Here is an 18,213-nt window from a genome sequence, read left to right on the forward strand (position 1 = left end):
TCTCCCCAAAACAGTAAATGGCTGCGTTGCTTAGGCTCACCTAATACTTAGGCTTACCTAAGCTAACAGCTCATCCCTGGAGCACCGAGAGCAGCCGCTGCAAAGAACCTCCCAAGCCCCACCGCTCGGCCAGGGCCTCCAGTGCCGCCGGATCGTGCGGCGCGTGCGGCAGCGCCGCGTCGAACGGCGGCAGCGGTACGTCCCCCGCGACCCGCACCACCTTCGGCGCCACCGCGATGTACGGCCGCGCCTCGTCCAGCTTCTTCCGCTGGGAGGGGGTGAGCTTCGCGGCCGGGTCGTCGACGGCTGCCATGATCCCTGCCAGGTTCCCGTACGTGTCGAGCAGCTTGGCGGCGGTCTTCTCGCCGATCCCGGGCACGCCCGGCAGGCCGTCGCTCGGGTCGCCGCGCAGCAGGGCCAGGTCCACGTACCCCGGGCCGTCCACTCCGTACCTCTCGCGCAGCCAGGCCTCGTCGGTGACCTGGAGCGTGCCGACGCCCTTGATCGGGTAGAGGATGCGGCGTCCGCGGGCGTCGTCGACGAGCTGGAACAGGTCGCGGTCGCCGGTCACGACGTCGACCGGGCCCTTGGCGAGGCCGGTCAGGGTGCCGATCACGTCGTCCGCCTCGTACCCGTCGGAGCCCACCCGGGCGATGCCGAGTGCGGCGAGGACCTCCACGATCACCGGGACCTGCGGGGAGAGGGTGTCGGGGGTCTCCTCGGCGTCGGGGCCGCCCTCGATCTCCTCGGCGACGCGGTGTGCCTTGTAGGAGGGGATGAGGTCTACCCGCCACTGCGGGCGCCAGTCGTTGTCCCAGCAGGCCACCAGGTCGTCCGGCCGGTGGTCGTGGACCAGGCGGGCGATGAAGTCGAGCAGCCCGCGGACCGCGTTGACGGGGGTGCCGTCGGGGGCGCGGACCGAGTCGGGGACCCCGAAGTAGGCCCGGTAGTAGAGGGAAGCGGTGTCGAGGAGCATCAGGCGTCGGGTCACGCCCCCGATGATGCCGCACCGCACTGACACCGGCCCGGCGCGACCGGCCCGGCGCGACTGGCCCGCGCGACCGGCCCGGTGCGACTGGCCCGCGCGACCGGCCCGGTGCGACCGGCCCGCGCGACCGGTCCCGGGTCACCGGCCGCCTGCACCGTGGCTCGCGTTCGCGCAACCGGTGCGTCGGGAATGCGTAAGTGAACTGGATCACTTTCCGTTTGGCTCGTGTCACCCCGGGCAGGGGCGCCTTCGGAGCGAGCCTCGTCCGGAGTTCAACTTCTTGATTTGAAGCTGCATCTTTTGACGGGTGAAGCGGGCCGAATCCGCACCGCTCCACGACCTGCCCACGGGGGTGGCAGGTCGTCATCGGTTCAACCCGTGAGGTGTATGTGTCCAGGCTGCAAGCCGAAGGCCTCTACAAGGTCTTCGGCAGACGACCCGGCGAGGCGGTCAAGAAGCTCGAAAGCGGTTCCGACCGTGACGAGCTCCGCGCCGAAGGTACGACCGCCGCGGTGATCGACGCCTCGTTCAGCGTCGAGCCCGGCCAGATATTCGTCGTGATGGGCCTCTCGGGCTCGGGCAAGTCCACGTTGCTGCGCATGCTCAACGGACTGCTCGACCCGACCGCAGGTCGCGTCCTCTTCGACGGACAGGACCTGACCGCCCTGTCCCCCAAGGACCTTCGCGATGTGCGCGCCAAGAAGATCTCCATGGTCTTCCAGCACTTCGCGCTCTTCCCGCACCGCAGTGTGCTGGAGAACGCCGCGTACGGCCTCGAAGTCCAGGGCGTCCCGCGCGCCGAGCGTGAGAAGCGCGCCCACGAGGCACTGGAGATGGCCGGCCTGAAGGGCTGGGAGAAGTCCTGGCCCGACGAGCTGTCCGGCGGCATGCAGCAGCGCGTGGGCCTCGCCCGTGCGCTCGCCACCGACGCCGACCTGCTCCTCATGGACGAGTCCTTCTCGGCGCTCGACCCGCTGATCCGCCGCGACATGCAGGACCAGCTGCTCTCGCTGCAGAAGACCCTGAAGAAGACCATCGTCTTCATCACCCACGACCTCAACGAGGCCATGCGCCTCGGCGACAACATCGCCGTGATGCGGGACGGCCGTATCGTCCAGCTCGGCACCGCCGAGGACATCCTGGTCACGCCCGCCAACGACTACGTCGCCTCCTTCACCCAGGACGTCGACCGCTCCCGCGTGCTGACGGCCGGCGCCATCATGGCCGAGCCGCACACCGCGATCGGGACGCAGGACGAGTCGGGCAAGGAACTGCGCACCCCGCAGGACGTCATCGCAGCCGCCCCCGCCACGGTCTCCGCGGACACCCCGATCATCGAGCTGTTCACGCCGTGCTCGACGAGCGCCGTGCCCGTCGCCGTGACCGACGCGAAGGGCTCCCTGATCGGCGTCGTCCCGCGCTCCCGGCTGCTCGCCGTGCTCGGCGAGCCGATGGAGCCGACGGTTCCCGGGCTCGCGGGAGACACCGAAGCCGGCCAGCAGGACGCCAAGAACGTGAAGGCCGGCCGGCAGGACGCCAAGAACGTGAAGAAGGTGTCCGCAGGTGCCTAGGCTCAACCTCGGCCAGTGGGTCGACTCCGCAGTCGACTGGCTGACCAAGAACCTCGCGTGGCTCTTCGATTTCATCTCCACCGTCGTCGGCGGCATGCAGGAGGGCATCTACGCCGTCCTCGGCGCCCCGCAGCCGCTGCTCATGGCGGGCATCCTCGCCGTCATCGCCTTCTGGCTGCGCGGTCTGACCGCCGGTGTGCTGTCCTTCGTCGGCTTCGCGCTGATCGACTCCATCGAGCTGTGGGACGACGCCATGTCGACCCTCTCGCTCGTTCTCGTGGCGACCATCATCACGATGGTCATCGCGATCCCGCTGGGCATCTGGGCCGCGCGCTCGGACCGCGTCAGCGCCGTGACCCGGCCGGTCATGGACTTCATGCAGACGATGCCCGCGATGGTCTACCTGATCCCCGGCATCCTGTTCTTCGGCGTCGGCGCCGTCCCCGGCATCATCGCCACCATCATCTTCTCGCTGCCCCCCGGCGTGCGCATGACCGAGCTGGGCATCCGGCAGGTCGACGCCGAACTGGTCGAGGCGGCCGAGGCGTTCGGCACCAAGCCCGGCGACATCCTCAAGCGCATCCAGCTGCCGCTGGCCCTGCCGACGATCATGGCCGGCATCAACCAGAAGATCATGCTCTGCCTGTCGATGGTCGTCATCGCGGGCATGGTCGGCGCCGGCGGTCTCGGTGGCGCGGTCTACCGTGCGATCGGCAACGTCGACATCGGCCTCGGCTTCGAGGCCGGCATCTCCATCGTCATCCTGGCGATGTACCTGGACCGCATGACCAGCTCGCTGGGCACCGCGGTCTCCCCGCTGGGCCGGCGCGCCCTGGCCAAGGCCCGCGCCATGGCCGGAGTCAAGGTCTGGTCGTACCGCCCGCAGCCCGTCGTGGCCGTCGCGGGCATCGTGCTCCTCGCGCTCGTCGCGGGCAGCATGAGCATGTTCGGCGGCAAGAAGGCCGACACCGCGTCCGACCCGTCGCAGATCGGCAACGGCAAGAAGATCTCCATGGGTTACATCCCGTGGGACGAGGGCATCGCCTCCACCTTCCTCTGGAAGGAGATCCTGGAGCAGCGCGGCTTCGAGGTCGACGCCAAGCAGTACGAGGCGGGCGCCCTCTACACCGGACAGTCGACGGGTCAGATCGACCTCAACACCGACGCCTGGCTGCCGACCACGCACGCCCAGTACTGGTCGAAGTACAAGGACAAGCTGGAGGACATGGGCGCCTGGTTCAGCCCGACGTCCCTGGAGCTGACCGTCCCGGCGTACCTGAAGGACGTCAACACCCTCGACGACCTCAAGGGCAAGGCGGACCGGTTCGGCGGCAAGATCGTCGGCATCGAGCCGAGCGCCGGCGAGATGGGACTGCTGAAGGACAAGGTGCTGCCCGCCTACGGCCTCGACAAGGAGTACAAGCTCGTCGAGGGCTCCACGCCCGGCATGCTGGCCGAGCTGAAGCGCGCGTACGCCAAGCAGGAGCCGATCGTCGTCCCGCTGTGGTCCCCGCACTGGGCGTACAACGACTTCAAGCTCAAGAAGCTCAAGGACACCAAGGGTGCCTGGGGCAAGGGCGACGGCGTCCACACGCTGGCCCGCAAGGGCTTCTCGGCGGACAACCCCGAGGTCGGCAAGTGGATCAAGGACTTCAAGCTGGACGAGAAGCAGCTCACCAGCCTTGAGGCGCAGATCCAGAAGTCCGGCAAGGGCAAGGAGCAGGACGCCGTCCGCACCTGGCTGAAGGCCAACCCGGGTCTGGTCGACAAGCTCGCCCCGGTGGCGAAGACCGCCAAGGCGGCCGACGGCAAGGACGAGCGCGAGCGCGCCGTCGAGATGGGCTGGTTCCCCTGGGAAGAGGACATCGCCGCCACGTACCTGTGGAAGAACGTCCTGGAGCAGCGCGGCTACAAGATCAACCTCAAGCAGTTCGAGGTCGGTCCGATGTACGCGGGCCTCGCCGCCGGTGACGTCGACGTCCAGCTCGACGGCTGGCTGCCGTTCACGCAGAAGAACTACTGGGACAAGTACAAGGACAAGCTGACCGACGTCGGCTCCTGGTACGGACCCACCTCCGTCGAGATCGCCGTGCCGTCCTACGTCAAGGACGTCAAGTCCCTGGAGGACCTCAAGGGCAAGGGTGAGCAGTTCAAGGGCAAGATCATCGGCATCGAGCCCGGCGCCGCCGCCATGAAGAACGTCAAGGACAACGTCCTTCCCGGCTACGGCCTGGACAAGGAGTACAAGCTCGTCGAGGGCTCCACGCCCGCCATGCTGACCGAGCTGAAGCGCGCGTACGCCAAGAAGGAGCCGGTCGCCGTCCTGCTCTGGACGCCGCACTGGGCGTACAACCAGTACCAGATGACCAAGCTCAAGGACTCCAAGAAGACCTTCGGTGAGGGCGACCGCCTGCACATCATCGGCAACAAGGACTTCGGCAAGAACTACCCGCAGCTGACCAAGTGGTTCAAGGACTTCAAGCTGGACGAGAAGCAGCTCGGCAGCCTGGAGAACGAGATCCAGAAGCGCGGCACGGGTCACGAGCCGGAGGCCGTCGAGGCCTGGATGAAGGAGAACCCGGGAATCGCGGACAAGATGGCCCCTGCCGCGGGCTGACCGTCCCTCCCCCCCCCTCGTTCTCCCTGCCGGGCCCCGCCGTTCACGACGAACGGCGGGGCCCGGCCTTTTGCTGTCCAGGGGGCGCCCGGGGCTCGTCCGGGGCTCGTCCGCGACTCGTTCGGGGCTCGCCTGTGACTCGTCCGGGACTTGAGGACGGAGCAGCCGGGTAACGCAGGTGTGACATGTGTACGAAACGATGGCGTGAAGCTGCGTAGTCTGCTGTGGGTCGGTGGAAAGAACGAGACGGGGAAGGGAGAAGAGTCGCCGTGCCCAAGGACGACAGAGGTATGAAGGACAAGAAGGACGACAAGGAGATCCTCCGGGTCGGCACAGCCGTCCGGAGGCGGCGCCGCGCCCTGGGGCTCACCCTCGCCGTGGTGGCCCAGCGCAGCGGACTGTCGGTGCCCTTCCTCAGCCAGATAGAGAACGAGCGCGCCCGCCCCAGCATGCGTTCCCTGCAGCGTGTCGCCGAGGCGCTGGAGACCACGGCGGGGCAGCTCCTGGCCGCCGCCGACTCCGCGCTCTCCGTCGATCTCGTCCGGACCACCGACGACCCGGGGCTCGAACTCGGCTCGGGCGTACGGCCGTTGGTGCGCGGCCATCACCAGCTGCACGCCGTGGAGTTCACCGGCATGCAGGACGCGGGCCGCGAGTACCAGCACCGCAACGACGAGCTGATGTACGTCGCGGACGGCGCGGTGGAGGTCGAGGCGGAGGGCCGGGCCTACCGGCTGTCCCGCGGCGACACGCTGCACCTGTCCGGCGGGGTGCGGCACCGGTGGCGGGCCACGGAGCCCGACACCCGGATCGTGGTGGTCGCGGTGGCCGAGCACATCGACGCGGCCGACGAGTCGCGGCGGTAAGGGGGTCGCGGTGCGGGTCGTTTCGTTGGTGCCGTCGCTGACCGAGGCGATCGCCGTCACCGTGCCGGGTGCGCTGGTCGGGGTCACCGACTGGTGCACGCACCCGGCGGACCCCGGGCCCGGTGTCGTACGTATCGGCGGCACCAAGAACCCCGACGTCCCGGCGGTCCTCGCGCTGCGCCCCGACCTCGTCGTCGCCAACGAGGAGGAGAACCGGGAGCCGGACCTCGCCGCCCTGCGGGAGGCGGGCACCGAAGTCCTGGTCACCGAGGTACGCACCCTGGAGCAGGCCTTCGCGGAACTGGAACGGGTGCTGCGCGCGTGCGGCGTCGACGGCCGCCCGCAGTGGCTGACCGCGGCCGAGGCGGCATGGGCCGCGGTGACGGCCCCCGCGGCGCCCGTCCGCAGGGCCGTCGTGCCCGTCTGGCGGCGGCCCTGGATGGTGCTGGGCCGGGACACCTTCGCGGGGGACCTGCTGCGCAGGCTCGGCGTGGAGAACGTGTACGCCACCCACGAGGACCGCTACCCGAAGGTCGGCATCGAGCAACTGGTCGCGGACGGCGCCGAGTTGGTGGTCCTCCCCAATGAGCCCTACCGATTCACCGCCGACGACGGGCCCGAAGCCTTCCCCGATCTCCCGGCCGCGCTCGTCGACGGACGCATGCTCACCTGGTACGGGCCCTCGCTCGCCGACGCCCCGGCCGCACTCAGCGCGGCGCTGCGAGCAGCGCACCGCTGAACAGGCCCCGTACGGTACGCACGGCCGTCACCGCCCACGCGGCCACCAGCAGGACGAACAGCCCGGTCGCCAGCCACCCGAGGGCGTCGAGCCCGGTGTGCCGGGCCAGGCCCGCCGCACCCGTCACGCACGTACCGACGGGAAAGGTGAGGCCCCACCAGGTCATCGCGAACGGCATCCCCGCGCGGGCGGCCCGTACGACCAGGGCGGCGGCCAGCAGCAGCCACAGCAGGGCGAAGCCGAGCACCGGGACTCCGTAGACGACGGCGAAGGCCTGGAAGCCGTGGGCATAGGCCGCCCCTATCGCCCCGGGTGCGACGTCCGCGAGCTGGTTGACGGCGGTGGTCGACTGGCCGAGGGGGCCGAGCACCAGGAAGAGGGTGGGAGTGAGAGCGAGCGGCAGCGGGCCGTGCACCAGCAGCCGGGCGAAGATCATCGGCAGGATGAGCAGGGTGGCCAGCAGGCTCAGCCCGAACAGGGCGTAGCAGGCGAGCAGCATCGCCGTCCGCACCTGTCCCTCGGGCAGGTGAGGGATCAGCTGAGGCCCCAGCGCGGCCGACACCATGGGCGCCACCACCGGCAGCAGCCATACGGGCGACGCACTGCCAGGACCGTCGATCCGGTGCCGTACGACCATCAGATACGGGACGACCAGCGCGGCCAGCAGCCCAAGGACGGTGCCCGCCACCCACAGCGTGGACGCGACGGCGAGCGCGGCGTGCGGACCGAGCACGTCCTGCCCGACGGCCATGGTCGAACCGCCGACGGCGAGCACGGCCATCGCCAGACAGCCGTAGAACGGCGCGACCGCCGGGTCGAGGAGGTGCGCGCGGGCCTGGTCGCGGTGGTGGCGCCAGTGGGCGGTGCGGGCCAGGAGGAGGGTGACCAGGACGACGCAGGCGAGTGCCCAGGCGCCGGTCAGCGCGGTGTGCAGGACGGGGGAGCGGTACGGGAGGGCAGTACCGGCGGTGGCCAGGATCGCGGTGCCCATGACGGTGGCGTACCAGTTGGGGCCGAGGTGGCGCACGGGGGAGGGGGGAGAAGCGGGGGAGGTGGCGGGCGCCTGGAAGCGGGTGAGGGGTTGTGCGGTGGTGGCCATGTATCCAGCGTCGGCCCCGGGGACCGTCCCCACCAGGGAGTTTGCCTCTATGGGCACATAAGCTGGGGTTATGAGCCCCGAGTCGCCGGTACCCGTACAGCTGTCGCACCGTGTCCCCGACCTGGCGGCGCTGGAGCTGCTCCTCGCCGTCGCCCGGCTCGGGAGCCTCGGGCGGGCCGCCCGGGAACGGGGCATCTCGCAGCCCGCGGCGAGCGGCCGGATCCGGTCGATGGAGCGGCAGCTCGGGGTGACGCTGGTGGAGCGCTCGCCGCGCGGGTCGCGGCTGACGGCGGCCGGGGCGCTGGTGACGGACTGGGCGGGGCGGATCGTCGAGGCGGCGGAGGCGTTCGACGCGGGCGCGCGGGCGCTGCGCGGACAGCGGGACTCGCGGCTGCGGGTGGCGGCGAGCATGACGATCGCGGAGTACCTGCTGCCGGGCTGGCTGGTCGCCCTGCAGGCGGAGCGGCCCGGCACGGCCGTGTCGCTGCTGGCGGGCAACTCGGCTGCGGTCGCACGGCAGTTGCTGGAGGGGGCGGCGGACCTGGGGTTCGTGGAGGGGCTCGCGGTGCCGGAGGGGCTCGACGGGGTGGTGATCGGGCACGACCGGCTGATAGTGGTGGCGGCGCCGGGGCATCCGTGGGCGCGGCGTGGACGTTCCCTGGGCGCTGCGGAACTCGCGGCCACGTCGCTCATCCTGCGCGAGGAGGGGTCGGGGACCAGGCAGGTGCTCGACGCGGCGCTGGCCCCGTACGGGGGGTTGGCGGAACCGCTCCTTGAACTGTCCTCCACGACTGCCGTGAAGGCGGCGGCGGTGAGCGGGGCGGGGCCGAGCGTGCTGAGTGAGCTGGCGGTGGGGGAGGAGGTGGCGTCGCGGCGGCTGGTGGAGGTGGAGGTGGCGGGGGTGGTGCTGAGGCGCGACCTGCGCGCGGTGTGGCCCACGGGGCCGGGGCCGGCGGGGCCGGGGAGGGATTTGCTGGCGCTTACTCGGAGGGGGTAGGGGGTGCCTGGTGGTGGAGCGGGGATCATGCGGGCCGGTGGTCGTCGTGCGGGTGCGTCGTGGCTGGTCGCGCAGTTCCCCGCGCCCCTGGATGCCTGCCCCTTGGCCCCCTGGTCCCCTGGCGCTCGGAGCGTGCAGGATTCGCTCTGAGTGGCGCCCCCGCCGTTTGCCGGTCCGGCGAACGGTTACCCGATGGTCATGACTGCACAGAACACGAACGCCAAGTCCACCGCCGCCGAGGCCAAGAAGGCCGCCGCGAGCGCCACCGACCAGGCCAAGGGCGCCACCGACCGGGCGGGCGCCGCCGCACAGACGGCGACGTCGGCCGGGCTCAAGGGTGTCGAGGCCGGCAAGCAGGCCCTGGAGTCCGCTTCGGGGAAGGTCGTCTCCACGGCGGCCACCGCCTGGACTCTCCTGCAGAACCGCAAGGCGATCGTCGCCGGGGCGGGCGCCGGAGTGGTCGCCGTCGGCGCCGTCTCCTACGCCGTCGGCCGCAGGGTCGAGCAGCACAGCCACGGCCCCCTGACGAAGCTCCTCGCGGGCACGAGGCTCTGAACAGCGGCACCCCCGCGCGGGCCGGTGGAACCCCTGCGCGCGGCGACGGCGGTACGCCGCGGCCGGACCTGACGCCGTGTCGGTGACACGACAGGACACGTCAGGCGGTCGCGGCCGCCGCTCGTGCGGTCGCGGCCGCCACGCCGCTCGTGCGCTCGCGGCGCTGCCCGCTGCTGCAGGCCGGCTCAGGCGCTCGGAGTCACCCGCACCTTCACGCCGTCGCGGCCTTCGCGACGTTGCGGGCCATTCCGCCGAACACCACTCCGTGGAACGGCGCCACGCTCCACCAGTACGCGTGCCCGGCGAGACCGCGCGGGTGGAACAGCGCCCGCTGCCGGTAGACCGTACGGCCCTCGTCGTCCTGTTCCACGCCCAGCTCCAGCCAGGCGAGACCCGGCACCCGCATCTCGGCGCGCAGCCGCAGCAGCCGCCCCGGCTCGATCTCCTCGACCCGCCAGAAGTCCAGTGAGTCCCCGACCCGCAGCCGCGCCCCGTCGCGCCGCCCGCGGCGCAGGCCGACTCCGCCGACGAGACGGTCCAGCCAGCCGCGCACCGCCCAGGCCAGGGGGAAGGAGTACCAGCCGTTCTCGCCGCCGATGCCCTCCACCACCCGCCACAGCCGCTCGGGCGACGTCTCCACGACCTGCTCACGTTCGTCCGTGTACAGGCTGCCGCCGGCCCAGTCCGGGTCGGTGGGCAGCGGATCGCTCGGCGCGCCAGGGGCCGAGGCCGACGACCACCGGGTGGTCACGTCCGCCTCCTGCACCCTGCGCAGCGCCAGCTCCACCGCGCGCTCGAAGCCGATCGGAGCACCCGGCGGTCCGGGCACGTACTCCTCGATGTCGTGCTCCGCGCACACCACCTCGTGCCGCAGCGACTCCGACAGCGGCCGGGCGATCGACGCGGGCACCGGCGTCACGAGCCCCACCCAGCGGCTGGACAGGCGCGGCGTGAGCACCGGCACGGGCAGGATCAGCCGCCGCGGCAGGCCCGCCACCCGTGCGTACCGCTGCATCATGTCGCGGTACGTGAGGACGTCGGGCCCGCCCACGTCGAAGGTCCGGCTCACGTCGGCGGGCAGCTCCGCGCAGCCGACCAGCAGCCGCAGCACGTCCCGCACGGCGACCGGCTGGATCCGGGTGCGCACCCAGCTCGGGGTGACCATCAGCGGCAGCCGCTCGGTCAGGTACCGCAGCATCTCGAACGACGCCGAGCCCGAACCGATGATCACCGCAGCGCGCAGCACCGCCGTCGGCACCCCGGACTCCAGCAGGATCCGGCCGACCTCGGCGCGCGAGCGCAGATGCGGCGAGAGTGCGCGTTCGGGAACCCCCGCGGGCGTCAGACCGCCGAGGTAGACGATCCGCCGCACTCCGGCGAGCCGCGCCTGCTCACCGAAGATCCTGGCCGCCTCGCGGTCGGTCTTCTCGAAGCCCCTGCCGGTGCCGAGCGCGTGCACCAGGTAGTACGCGACGTCCACCCCGGCCATGGCGCGCCCCGTCGACTCCGGGTCCAGCACGTCTCCCCGTACCGTCTCCACCTGCGCCGACCACGGGAAGTCCCGCAGTTTCGCGGGCGTGCGCGCCAGAGCGCGCACCTCGTGGCCGGCGTCCAGCAGCTCGGGCACCAGCCGCCCGCCGATGTATCCGCTTGCTCCGGTCACCAGACACCGCACCCGGCCGCCTCCTTCTGTCGTCGGCCCTGTCGCCGTCCGCACTGTCGCCTTCCGCACTGCGTCATCCGCCACCGGCCACCCTTCCACCACGGGCCCTGCCCGGCATGCGGAGCGCCGGGGCCGCCGGATGGGGGAGAGCGGGTGAGGAGAGCGAAACCATCGGGTGAGGGCGCGGTGGGTGCCCGGTGAGATGCGGACAGTGACCGGGGGTGCGGCGGGAGAGGTGCGCGGCGCTTCGTAAGGTGCGTGCGCGGTGCCCGGTTCCAGTACGGGCGCCTTCACTGCCACCTGTCGAGGAGATCGCGTGTCCCACCGGAAGAAGCTCGCTCTGCGTGCCGCCGTCCCCGTCGCCGTCCTGGCGCTCGCCCTGACCGGCTGCAACGGGGACGACAAGGCCGAGGGTGCCAAGGGAGGTGCCGGAGCGGCCAAGGAGACCACAGGCGCGGCGAAGCCCCCGGCCGACGGCGCGGGCGAGGCCGCGGGCAAGAAGGAGCTGGCCGCCGGCGAGTCCGTGACCAGCCCCTTCAAGGAGAAGGAGGCCGGCCAGGTCACGTACGAGATCGCCGCGCAGAAGGCCGACGTCGGCACCGAGGCCGACGCCAAGAAGATGATCGACGACCCGGCGAAGGCCAAGGGCCTGGTGCCCGTCGTCGCCCATGTGAAGTACACCCACAAGGGCGGCAAGCCCGTCGGGTCCTACCCGGACGTCGCCGACAACGTCGAGGTCTACGCCGACGGCGCCCGCGGCGGCCTCCTGATCGGAGCCTCCGAGGACGCCAAGGGCTGCGAGGACGACGGCGACGTGGAGAACTGGGCCCAGGGCCAGAGCCACACCTTCTGCCAGACCTACATGGTCCCGGTCGGCGCCAAGGAGATCGAGGTCCACTGGGCAGCCGACGAGGACTCCAAGGAGCCCTACGTCTGGAAGTTCAAGGGCGCCTGACGGAGTTCAGGGGCGCCTGACGGCGGGCACGGACGCGGCAGCCGCCACCGGGACCGGTGCGGCTTGCGCACCCCGTGCCGCGGCGGCCGCGACCAGGGCCTGCATCACCCGCAGGTCCCGGCCCATCTCCGGATGCCACTGGACGCCCAACGCCCAGGTGGCGCCCGGGAGTTCGACGGCCTCCACGGTGCCGTCCGCCGCGTACGCCGACACCACCAGGCCGTCGCCGAGCCGGTCCACGGCCTGGTGGTGGTACGTGGGGACAGTGTCGGGGCCCGGCACGACCGCCGCGTAGCGGGTGCCCGGCACCGGTGTCACCGGGTGCTCCCCGAAGGTGCCGACCGCCCGGGTGTGCCCGTCGAGGTGCTGGACGAGGGTGCCGCCGAGCGCGACGTTCAGCAGCTGCATGCCCCGGCAGATGCCCAGCAGTGGGGTGCCGTCGTCCAGCGCCGCCCGGATCAGGGCGAGTTCCCAGGCGTCCCGCCGGCCGGCGGGCGGCCCGGTGCGCGGGTCGCGCTCCGCCCCGTACCGCACGGGCTCGACGTCGGGCCCGCCCGCGATCACCAGGGCGTCGAGACGGGCCACGACCTGTGCCGCGTACGCCGGATCGTCGGGCGGGAGCAGGACGGCACTGCCGCCCGACGCCTGCACGAGCCGCGGATAGCCCGCCGGGACCAGGGCGGCCGGGAGCTCCCAGACACCCCACCTCACGGACTGCTCCAGATACGTGCTGACGCCGACGAGGGGCTTGCGGGACACGGGCGGATCCTCCCATTGTGCGGTGGTGAGAGCTACTTGCGGTCGAGTTCGGCCTCGGCTGCGGCGAGCGCCGCGAACTCCTCCTCCGGTGCGGACGCGACCAGATGGTGCCGAGAGTAGAGGGCGAAGTAGGCGAGTGCGACGCCGTACACGACGAGCGCGGTGAGCGCCGCCGTCTTGTCCACCAGGAACGTCGCCACCAGCGCGAACAGCGCCAGCACGAAGGCCGTCGACGACGTGGCGATGCCGCCGGGTGTGCGGTACGGGCGCGGGAGATCGGGCTCGCGGCGGCGCAGGACGATGTGCGACAGCGCCATCAGGGCGTACGAGATGGTCGCGCCGAACACCGCGATGTTCAGCATCCTGGCGCCGTTGCCGGTCGAAGCGGCGAGCGCGAAACCGAGCGCGCCCGGTATCAGCAGTCCGAGGTACGGCGCCTTGCGGCGGCTGGTGAGGGACAGGAACTTGGGCAGGTAGCCGGCCCGGGACAGCGCGAAGAGCTGGCGGGAGCCGGCGTAGATGAGCGAGAAGAACGACGCGACGAGCCCGGCCAGACCCGCGTAGTTCACGAACCGGCTGAGACCGGTCGCCCCGCCGTCGCCCTGGAGCGCCACGACCAGCGGATTCCCCGCGTCCTGCACGGCGGCCGAGCCGCGCGCCCCGGTCGCCGCGAAGAACGTCAGCATGGCGAGCAGGATCAGGATGCCCATCGAGATCGACAGGGCGCGCGGCATCGACCGCACCGGGTCCTTCGCCTCCTCGGCGGCCAGCGGCACACCCTCCACACCGAGGAAGAACCACATGCCGAACGGGAACGCCGACCAGATCCCGATCAGCCCGAACGGCAGCCAGGAGTTCGCGCCGAACGCGCCCTCGTCCACCGGGATGTCATTGAGGCCGTCCGCACTGAACTCGGTGAACGCCCCCACCGCGAAGATCAGCAGCGCGGCGACCGCGATGGCGGTGACGACCAGGCTGAAGCGCAGCGCCTCGCCGACACCCCACAGATGGATGCCTATGAAGATCACGAAGCAGGCGAGGTAGACCGGCCAGCCGGAGGTCAGACCGAAGAGGTTCAGCGACTCGACGTAGTCGCCGATGAAGATGGAGATCGCGGCCGGGGCGAGGATGTACTCGATGAGGATCGCGGTGCCGGTGAGGAAGCCGCCCCAGGTGCCGAGCGCACGCCGGGCGAAGCCGTAGCCGCCGCCCGCGGTGGGGAGGATGGCGGACAGCTCGGCGAGGGCGAAGACCAGGCAGGCGTACATCACGCCCATCAGGAGGGTGGCGATGGCGAGACCGCCGAAGCCGCCCTTGGAGAGGCCGACGTTCCAGCCGGAGAAGTCGCCCGAGACGACGTACGCGACGCCGAGCCCGGTGAGCAGCAGCCAGCCCGCGCTGCCGCGGCGCAGGGCGCGCCGTTTGAGGTAGTCGGTGTCTGCCTGACCCGTCCTGATTTCCGGGCCCGTTGGGCTTTCGTGACTCGCTGGGCCGTTGCGCTCTTCCGTGGCCATGGGCCGCTCCCGCCGTCGCCTGGCAATGGTGTGGTCCCACACCATTGCGGCCGGAGTGGTGAGTGCGCAACCCCCGAGTCATTACAGGGGAGTTACTTCCGGAGTTACTTCCGGAGTTGCATTCGGGAGTTGCTTCCCCGCGGTCATACCAGGAATCCCCGCAGCAGCGCCGCCGTCCCCGAGCAGTGCTCCCGCATCACCTCGCGCGCCGCCTCCGCATCCCCTTCGAGTACGGCCTCGACGAGCGAGGTGTGCTGTGCCTGCGAGTGCTCCAGGTTGCGCACCAGCAGCGGGATGCAGTCCAGCAGTTCGTTCACCTCGGCCCGTACGGCGGCGTACTGGGCGGCCAGTCTCGGCGACCCGGACAGCTCCGCCAGGGTCAGGTGCAGCAGGGTGTCCAGGCGCCGGTAGTCGGTGAGCGGCGCGTCGTGTGTCGCGGTCAGGGCGGCGCGCAGCCGGTCCGCGTCCGCGCCCGCCAGGCCCTCCCCGGCACAGAGCCCGGCCGCCCCCACCTCCAGGACCTCCCGGAACCTCAGCGCGTCCTCCACGTCCAGCGCGGCGACCCTGCGCCGCAGCTCGCTCTCGCCGGGGCTCTTTGGACGAGGGCAGACGAACGTCCCCCCGTACCGTCCGCGCCTGCTCTCCACCAGCCCCTGGTCCTGGAGCACCTTCAGCACCTCGCGCAGCGTGACCCGGCTTATCCGCAGCCGCTCGGCCAACTCGCGCTCGGCGGGCAGCCGTTCACCCGCCGGTACGAGCCCCAGCCGCAGCACCTGCAACACCTGCTCCAGTGCTTCCTCGAAACCGTTCCCCGCCCGCACGGGGCGCAGCACGGACGTCAGCCTTCTCGCCCCCACGTCGTCCGACACGTTCCCGAACCCCCTTCCCAATCAATGGTCTTGAGTCATACCTTAGGGCTCCCGGCCGACGCAGGAGGTACTTTCCCGTGGCAGAACAGCCAGGCTTGTTGTCCGACCGCACACCCCCGCTCCCGCTCGAAGAGCTGCGCGCACTGGTCGCGAACGGCGAGATCGACACCGTCGTCCTGGCCTTCCCCGACATGCAGGGACGATTGACGGGCAAGCGGTTCGCCGCCCCGTTCTTCCTGGACGACGTACTGACCAACGGCGCGGAGGGCTGCAACTACCTCCTCGCCGTCGATGTCGACCTCAACACCGTCGACGGCTACGCCATGTCCTCCTGGGACAGCGGTTACGGCGACTTCGCCATGCGCCCCGACCTCGCCACCCTGCGCCGCGTGCCCTGGAACGACGGCACCGCCCTGCTGATGGCCGACCTGCTGTGGCACGACGGCTCACCCGTCGTCGCCGCACCCCGGCAGATACTCCGCCGCCAGCTGGAGCGCCTCGCCGAGCTCGGGTTCACCGCCCACGCGGGCACCGAGCTCGAATTCATCGTCTTCAAGGACACCTACGAGCAGGCCTGGGACGCCAACTACCGCGAACTGACCCCGGTCAACCAGTACAACGTCGACTACTCCATCCTCGGCACCGGCCGCGTCGAGCCCCTGCTGCGCCGCATCCGCAACGAGATGGCCGCCGCAGGGCTGACCGTCGAGTCGGCCAAGGGCGAGTGCAACCCGGGCCAGCACGAGATCGCCTTCAAGTACGACGAGGCCCTCACCACCTGCGACCAGCACGCCCTCTACAAGAACGGCGCCAAGGAGATCGCCGCGCAGGAGGGCGTCTCGCTCACCTTCATGGCGAAGTACAACGAGCGCGAGGGCAACTCCTGCCACATCCACCTCTCGCTGCGCGACGCGGACAACCAGAGCGTCATGGCGAGCGACGACCCCGACGGCATGTCCCCGCTGATGCGGCACTTCCTCGCCGGACAGCTCGCCGCCCTCCGCGACTTCTCCCTCCTCTACGCCCCCAACATCAACTCGTACAAACGCTTCCAGCCGGGCTCGTTCGCCCCGACCGCCGTCGCCTGGGGCCACGACAACCGCACCTGCTCGCTGCGCGTCGTCGGCCACGGGCCCTCGATGCGCTTCGAGAACCGGCTGCCAGGTGGCGACGTCAACCCCTACCTCGCGGTCGCGGCCCTGATCGCCGCGGGGCTGCACGGGATCGAGCAGAAGCTCGAACTTCCCGAGCCCTGTACGGGGAACGCGTACACCGGCGACTACGAGCATGTGCCGGGCACGTTGCGTGAGGCGGCCGAATTGTGGTCCGCCAGCCCCATTGCCCGGGGCGCTTTCGGCGACGAGGTGGTGGCGCATTACGCGAACATGGCGCGGGTGGAGCTGCGGGCCTTCGACGCGGCGGTCACGGACTGGGAGCTTCGGCGCTCCTTCGAGCGGATGTGAGTCGGGGCGTCGTGGGCGGCCGCTGTGCGTGGGGATTACGTGCGGGTGCGTCGTGGCTGGTCGCGCAGTTCCCCGCGCCCCTAAATGCCTGCCCCTCAGCCCGCTGACCCCGAGCCTCCTTGGGCGGCCCCACGCGGAGCCCCGCCCTCCGACCGCCCACCCCGACACCGCCCCCACCTCGCCCCCCGTAAGGAAGCCACCCCCTTGCAGATCCTGAACCCGGCCACCGAAGAAGTCATCGCCACCGTCCCCGCCGTAAGCCCCGCCGACGTCGACGCTGCCGTCATCCGTGCCGTCGAGGCGCAACGCACCTGGGCCGCCGCACCCCCCGCCGACCGCGCCCGCCACCTCCGCCGCTTCGCCGTCACCGTCGACCAGCACATCGAGGAACTCGCGCAGCTGGAGGTGCGGGAGGCCGGCCACACCCTCGGCAATGCCCGCTGGGAGGCGGGCAACGTCCGTGACCTCCTCGACTACGCGGCCGGCGGAGCGGAGCGCCTCAACGGCCGCCAGATCCCCGTCCCCGGCGGCCTCGACGTCACCATCCTCGAACCCCTCGGAGTCATCGGCGTGATCGCGCCGTGGAACTTCCCCATGCCGATCGCCGCCTGGGCCACCGCCCCCGCACTCGCCGCCGGCAACGCGGTGATCCTCAAGCCCGCCGAGACCACCCCCCTCACCGCGCTGCGCCTCGCCGAACTCGCCCTGGAATCAGGCCTTCCCGAGCACCTCTTCCAGGTCCTCCCGGGCGAGGGCGCCGTCGCGGGCAACGCGCTCGTCGAACACCCAGACGTCGCCAAGATCGTCTTCACCGGCTCCACCCGTGTCGGCAAACAGATCATGGCCAAATGCGCGGAGCGCGTGAAGCGCGTCACCCTCGAACTCGGCGGCAAGAGCCCCAACATCGTCTTCGCGGACGCCGACCTCGAAGCCGCCGTCGCCGCCACCCCCATGTCGTTCCTCGACAACTCCGGCCAGGACTGCTGCGCCCGCACCCGCATCCTCGTCGAGCGCAGCGTCCACGACCGCTTCCTCGAACTCCTCGGCCCCGCCATCGAGTCGATCGTCGTCGGCGACCCCTCCGACGAGAAGACCCAGATGGGTCCGCTGATCTCCAAGTCCCAGCTGGACAGGGTGCGTTCGTACGTTCCCGAGGGCGCGCAGGCGATCCGGGGCAGCGCCCCCGAGGGCCCCGGGTTCTGGTTCCCGCCGACCGTCCTCACCGGCCTCGGCCCCGACGCGCCCGCCGCCATGGAGGAGATCTTCGGCCCCGTCGCCGTCGTCCTCCCCTTCGACGACGAGGCCGACGCGATCCGCCTCGCCAACGCCACCGACTACGGGCTCGCCGGATCCGTCTGGACCCGCGACGTGGGCCGCGCGCTGCGCGTCTCGCAGGCCGTCCGCGCGGGCAACCTCGCCGTCAACTCCCACAGCAGCGTCCGCTACTGGACCCCCTTCGGCGGCTACCGCCAGTCGGGCCTGGGCCGCGAACTCGGCCCCGACGCCCTCACCGCTTTCACCGAAACCAAGAACGTCTTCATCAGCACGGAGGCCTGAA

General features: G+C 71.1%; 15 protein-coding genes. 9 read left to right on the top strand and 6 right to left on the bottom strand.

Translation table 11 applies throughout. The features are described 5' to 3' along the window. Nucleotides 1-70: 70 nt before the first annotated feature. Nucleotides 71-976, bottom strand: coding sequence for a 5'-3' exonuclease (locus AB0D18_RS29585; protein ID WP_362425442.1), 906 nt, complete (start codon nt 974-976; stop codon nt 71-73). 401 nt (nt 977-1,377) lie between these two features. On the opposite strand from AB0D18_RS29585, the gene AB0D18_RS29590 reads away from it, so the two are divergent. The 4 genes from AB0D18_RS29590 to AB0D18_RS29605 all read left to right on the top strand — a co-directional run bounded on the left by AB0D18_RS29590 (nt 1,378) and on the right by AB0D18_RS29605 (nt 6,781). Continuing rightward, nucleotides 1,378-2,559: a glycine betaine/L-proline ABC transporter ATP-binding protein gene (locus AB0D18_RS29590; RefSeq protein ID WP_362425145.1), complete on the top strand. Its 1,182-nt coding sequence runs from the start codon at nt 1,378-1,380 to the stop codon at nt 2,557-2,559. Beyond that, on the top strand, nt 2,552-5,176 hold the full coding sequence (locus tag AB0D18_RS29595) for an ABC transporter permease/substrate binding protein (RefSeq protein WP_362425148.1): 2,625 nt from the start codon (nt 2,552-2,554) through the stop codon (nt 5,174-5,176). Before AB0D18_RS29590 ends, AB0D18_RS29595 begins: the two co-directional genes overlap by 8 nt. 290 nt (nt 5,177-5,466) lie before the next feature. Next, on the top strand, nt 5,467-6,042 hold the full coding sequence (locus AB0D18_RS29600) for an XRE family transcriptional regulator (protein ID WP_362425151.1): 576 nt from the start codon (nt 5,467-5,469) through the stop codon (nt 6,040-6,042). A gap of 10 nt (nt 6,043-6,052) precedes the next feature. Further along, a complete protein-coding gene (locus AB0D18_RS29605) occupies nt 6,053-6,781 on the top strand; it encodes a helical backbone metal receptor (RefSeq protein WP_362425154.1) in 729 nt (242 codons plus the stop codon). Here AB0D18_RS29605 and AB0D18_RS29610 read toward each other — a convergent pair. Beyond that, nucleotides 6,750-7,880: a TDT family transporter gene (locus tag AB0D18_RS29610; RefSeq protein ID WP_362425157.1), complete on the bottom strand. Its 1,131-nt coding sequence runs from the start codon at nt 7,878-7,880 to the stop codon at nt 6,750-6,752. The genes AB0D18_RS29605 and AB0D18_RS29610 overlap by 32 nt on opposite strands. A 70-nt stretch (nt 7,881-7,950) precedes the next feature. Here AB0D18_RS29610 and AB0D18_RS29615 point away from each other — a divergent pair, with 70 nt between their 5' ends. Together AB0D18_RS29615 and AB0D18_RS29620 are read left to right on the top strand one after the other, a co-directional pair. Next, a complete protein-coding gene (locus AB0D18_RS29615; RefSeq protein ID WP_362425160.1) occupies nt 7,951-8,877 on the top strand; it encodes a LysR family transcriptional regulator in 927 nt (308 codons plus the stop codon). 198 nt (nt 8,878-9,075) lie between these two features. Beyond that, the gene (locus tag AB0D18_RS29620; protein WP_362425163.1) at nt 9,076-9,432 is read left to right on the top strand and encodes a hypothetical protein; all 357 of its coding nucleotides are present in this window, start codon (nt 9,076-9,078) and stop codon (nt 9,430-9,432) included. A 211-nt stretch (nt 9,433-9,643) separates the two neighbouring features. Here the strand turns inward: AB0D18_RS29620 and AB0D18_RS29625 are convergent, their stop codons facing one another. Then, a complete protein-coding gene (locus tag AB0D18_RS29625) occupies nt 9,644-11,149 on the bottom strand; it encodes an SDR family oxidoreductase (RefSeq protein ID WP_362425444.1) in 1,506 nt (501 codons plus the stop codon). A gap of 262 nt (nt 11,150-11,411) precedes the next feature. Between AB0D18_RS29625 and AB0D18_RS29630 the strand changes: the two genes are divergently transcribed. Next, nucleotides 11,412-12,050 carry a hypothetical protein gene (locus AB0D18_RS29630; protein WP_362425166.1) on the top strand — a complete coding sequence of 213 codons (639 nt, stop codon included), beginning with the start codon at nt 11,412-11,414 and terminating at the stop codon, nt 12,048-12,050. A gap of 6 nt (nt 12,051-12,056) precedes the next feature. On the opposite strand, the gene AB0D18_RS29635 is transcribed toward AB0D18_RS29630, so the two are convergent. From AB0D18_RS29635 to AB0D18_RS29645, 3 genes are all read right to left on the bottom strand, one after another. Then, entirely contained in the window at nt 12,057-12,809 is a 753-nt protein-coding gene (locus AB0D18_RS29635; RefSeq protein ID WP_362425169.1) for a gamma-glutamyl-gamma-aminobutyrate hydrolase family protein, read from the bottom strand. A 32-nt stretch (nt 12,810-12,841) separates the two neighbouring features. Further along, nucleotides 12,842-14,323, bottom strand: coding sequence for an ethanolamine permease (gene eat / locus AB0D18_RS29640; protein WP_362425172.1), 1,482 nt, complete (start codon nt 14,321-14,323; stop codon nt 12,842-12,844). Between the two features lie 143 nt (nt 14,324-14,466). After that, entirely contained in the window at nt 14,467-15,192 is a 726-nt protein-coding gene (locus AB0D18_RS29645) for an FCD domain-containing protein (RefSeq protein ID WP_362425175.1), read from the bottom strand. A gap of 98 nt (nt 15,193-15,290) precedes the next feature. Between AB0D18_RS29645 and AB0D18_RS29650 the strand changes: the two genes are divergently transcribed. Both AB0D18_RS29650 and AB0D18_RS29655 read left to right on the top strand, forming a co-directional pair. Further along, a complete protein-coding gene (locus tag AB0D18_RS29650) occupies nt 15,291-16,655 on the top strand; it encodes a glutamine synthetase family protein (protein ID WP_362425447.1) in 1,365 nt (454 codons plus the stop codon). A 204-nt stretch (nt 16,656-16,859) separates the two neighbouring features. Then, complete coding sequence (locus AB0D18_RS29655) at nt 16,860-18,212, top strand: aldehyde dehydrogenase family protein (RefSeq protein WP_362425178.1); 1,353 nt, start codon at nt 16,860-16,862, stop codon at nt 18,210-18,212. The last annotated feature ends 1 nt before the right edge of the window (nt 18,213 follow it).

The sequence above is a fragment of the Streptomyces sp. NPDC048442 genome, assembly GCF_040651475.1.
Lineage (GTDB): Bacteria > Actinomycetota > Actinomycetes > Streptomycetales > Streptomycetaceae > Streptomyces.

What these genes read in the sequence shown, in the direction of transcription:
- AB0D18_RS29620 (WP_362425163.1), top strand. Translation starts at nt 9,076, where the DNA reads ATGACTGCACAGAACACGAACGCCAAGTCCACCGCCGCCGAGGCCAAG.
- AB0D18_RS29610 (WP_362425157.1), bottom strand. Translation starts at nt 7,880, where the DNA reads ATGGCCACCACCGCACAACCCCTCACCCGCTTCCAGGCGCCCGCCACC.
- AB0D18_RS29585 (WP_362425442.1), bottom strand. Translation starts at nt 976, where the DNA reads ATGCTCCTCGACACCGCTTCCCTCTACTACCGGGCCTACTTCGGGGTC.
- AB0D18_RS29615 (WP_362425160.1), top strand. Translation starts at nt 7,951, where the DNA reads ATGAGCCCCGAGTCGCCGGTACCCGTACAGCTGTCGCACCGTGTCCCC.
- eat (WP_362425172.1), bottom strand. Translation starts at nt 14,323, where the DNA reads ATGGCCACGGAAGAGCGCAACGGCCCAGCGAGTCACGAAAGCCCAACG.
- AB0D18_RS29600 (WP_362425151.1), top strand. Translation starts at nt 5,467, where the DNA reads ATGAAGGACAAGAAGGACGACAAGGAGATCCTCCGGGTCGGCACAGCC.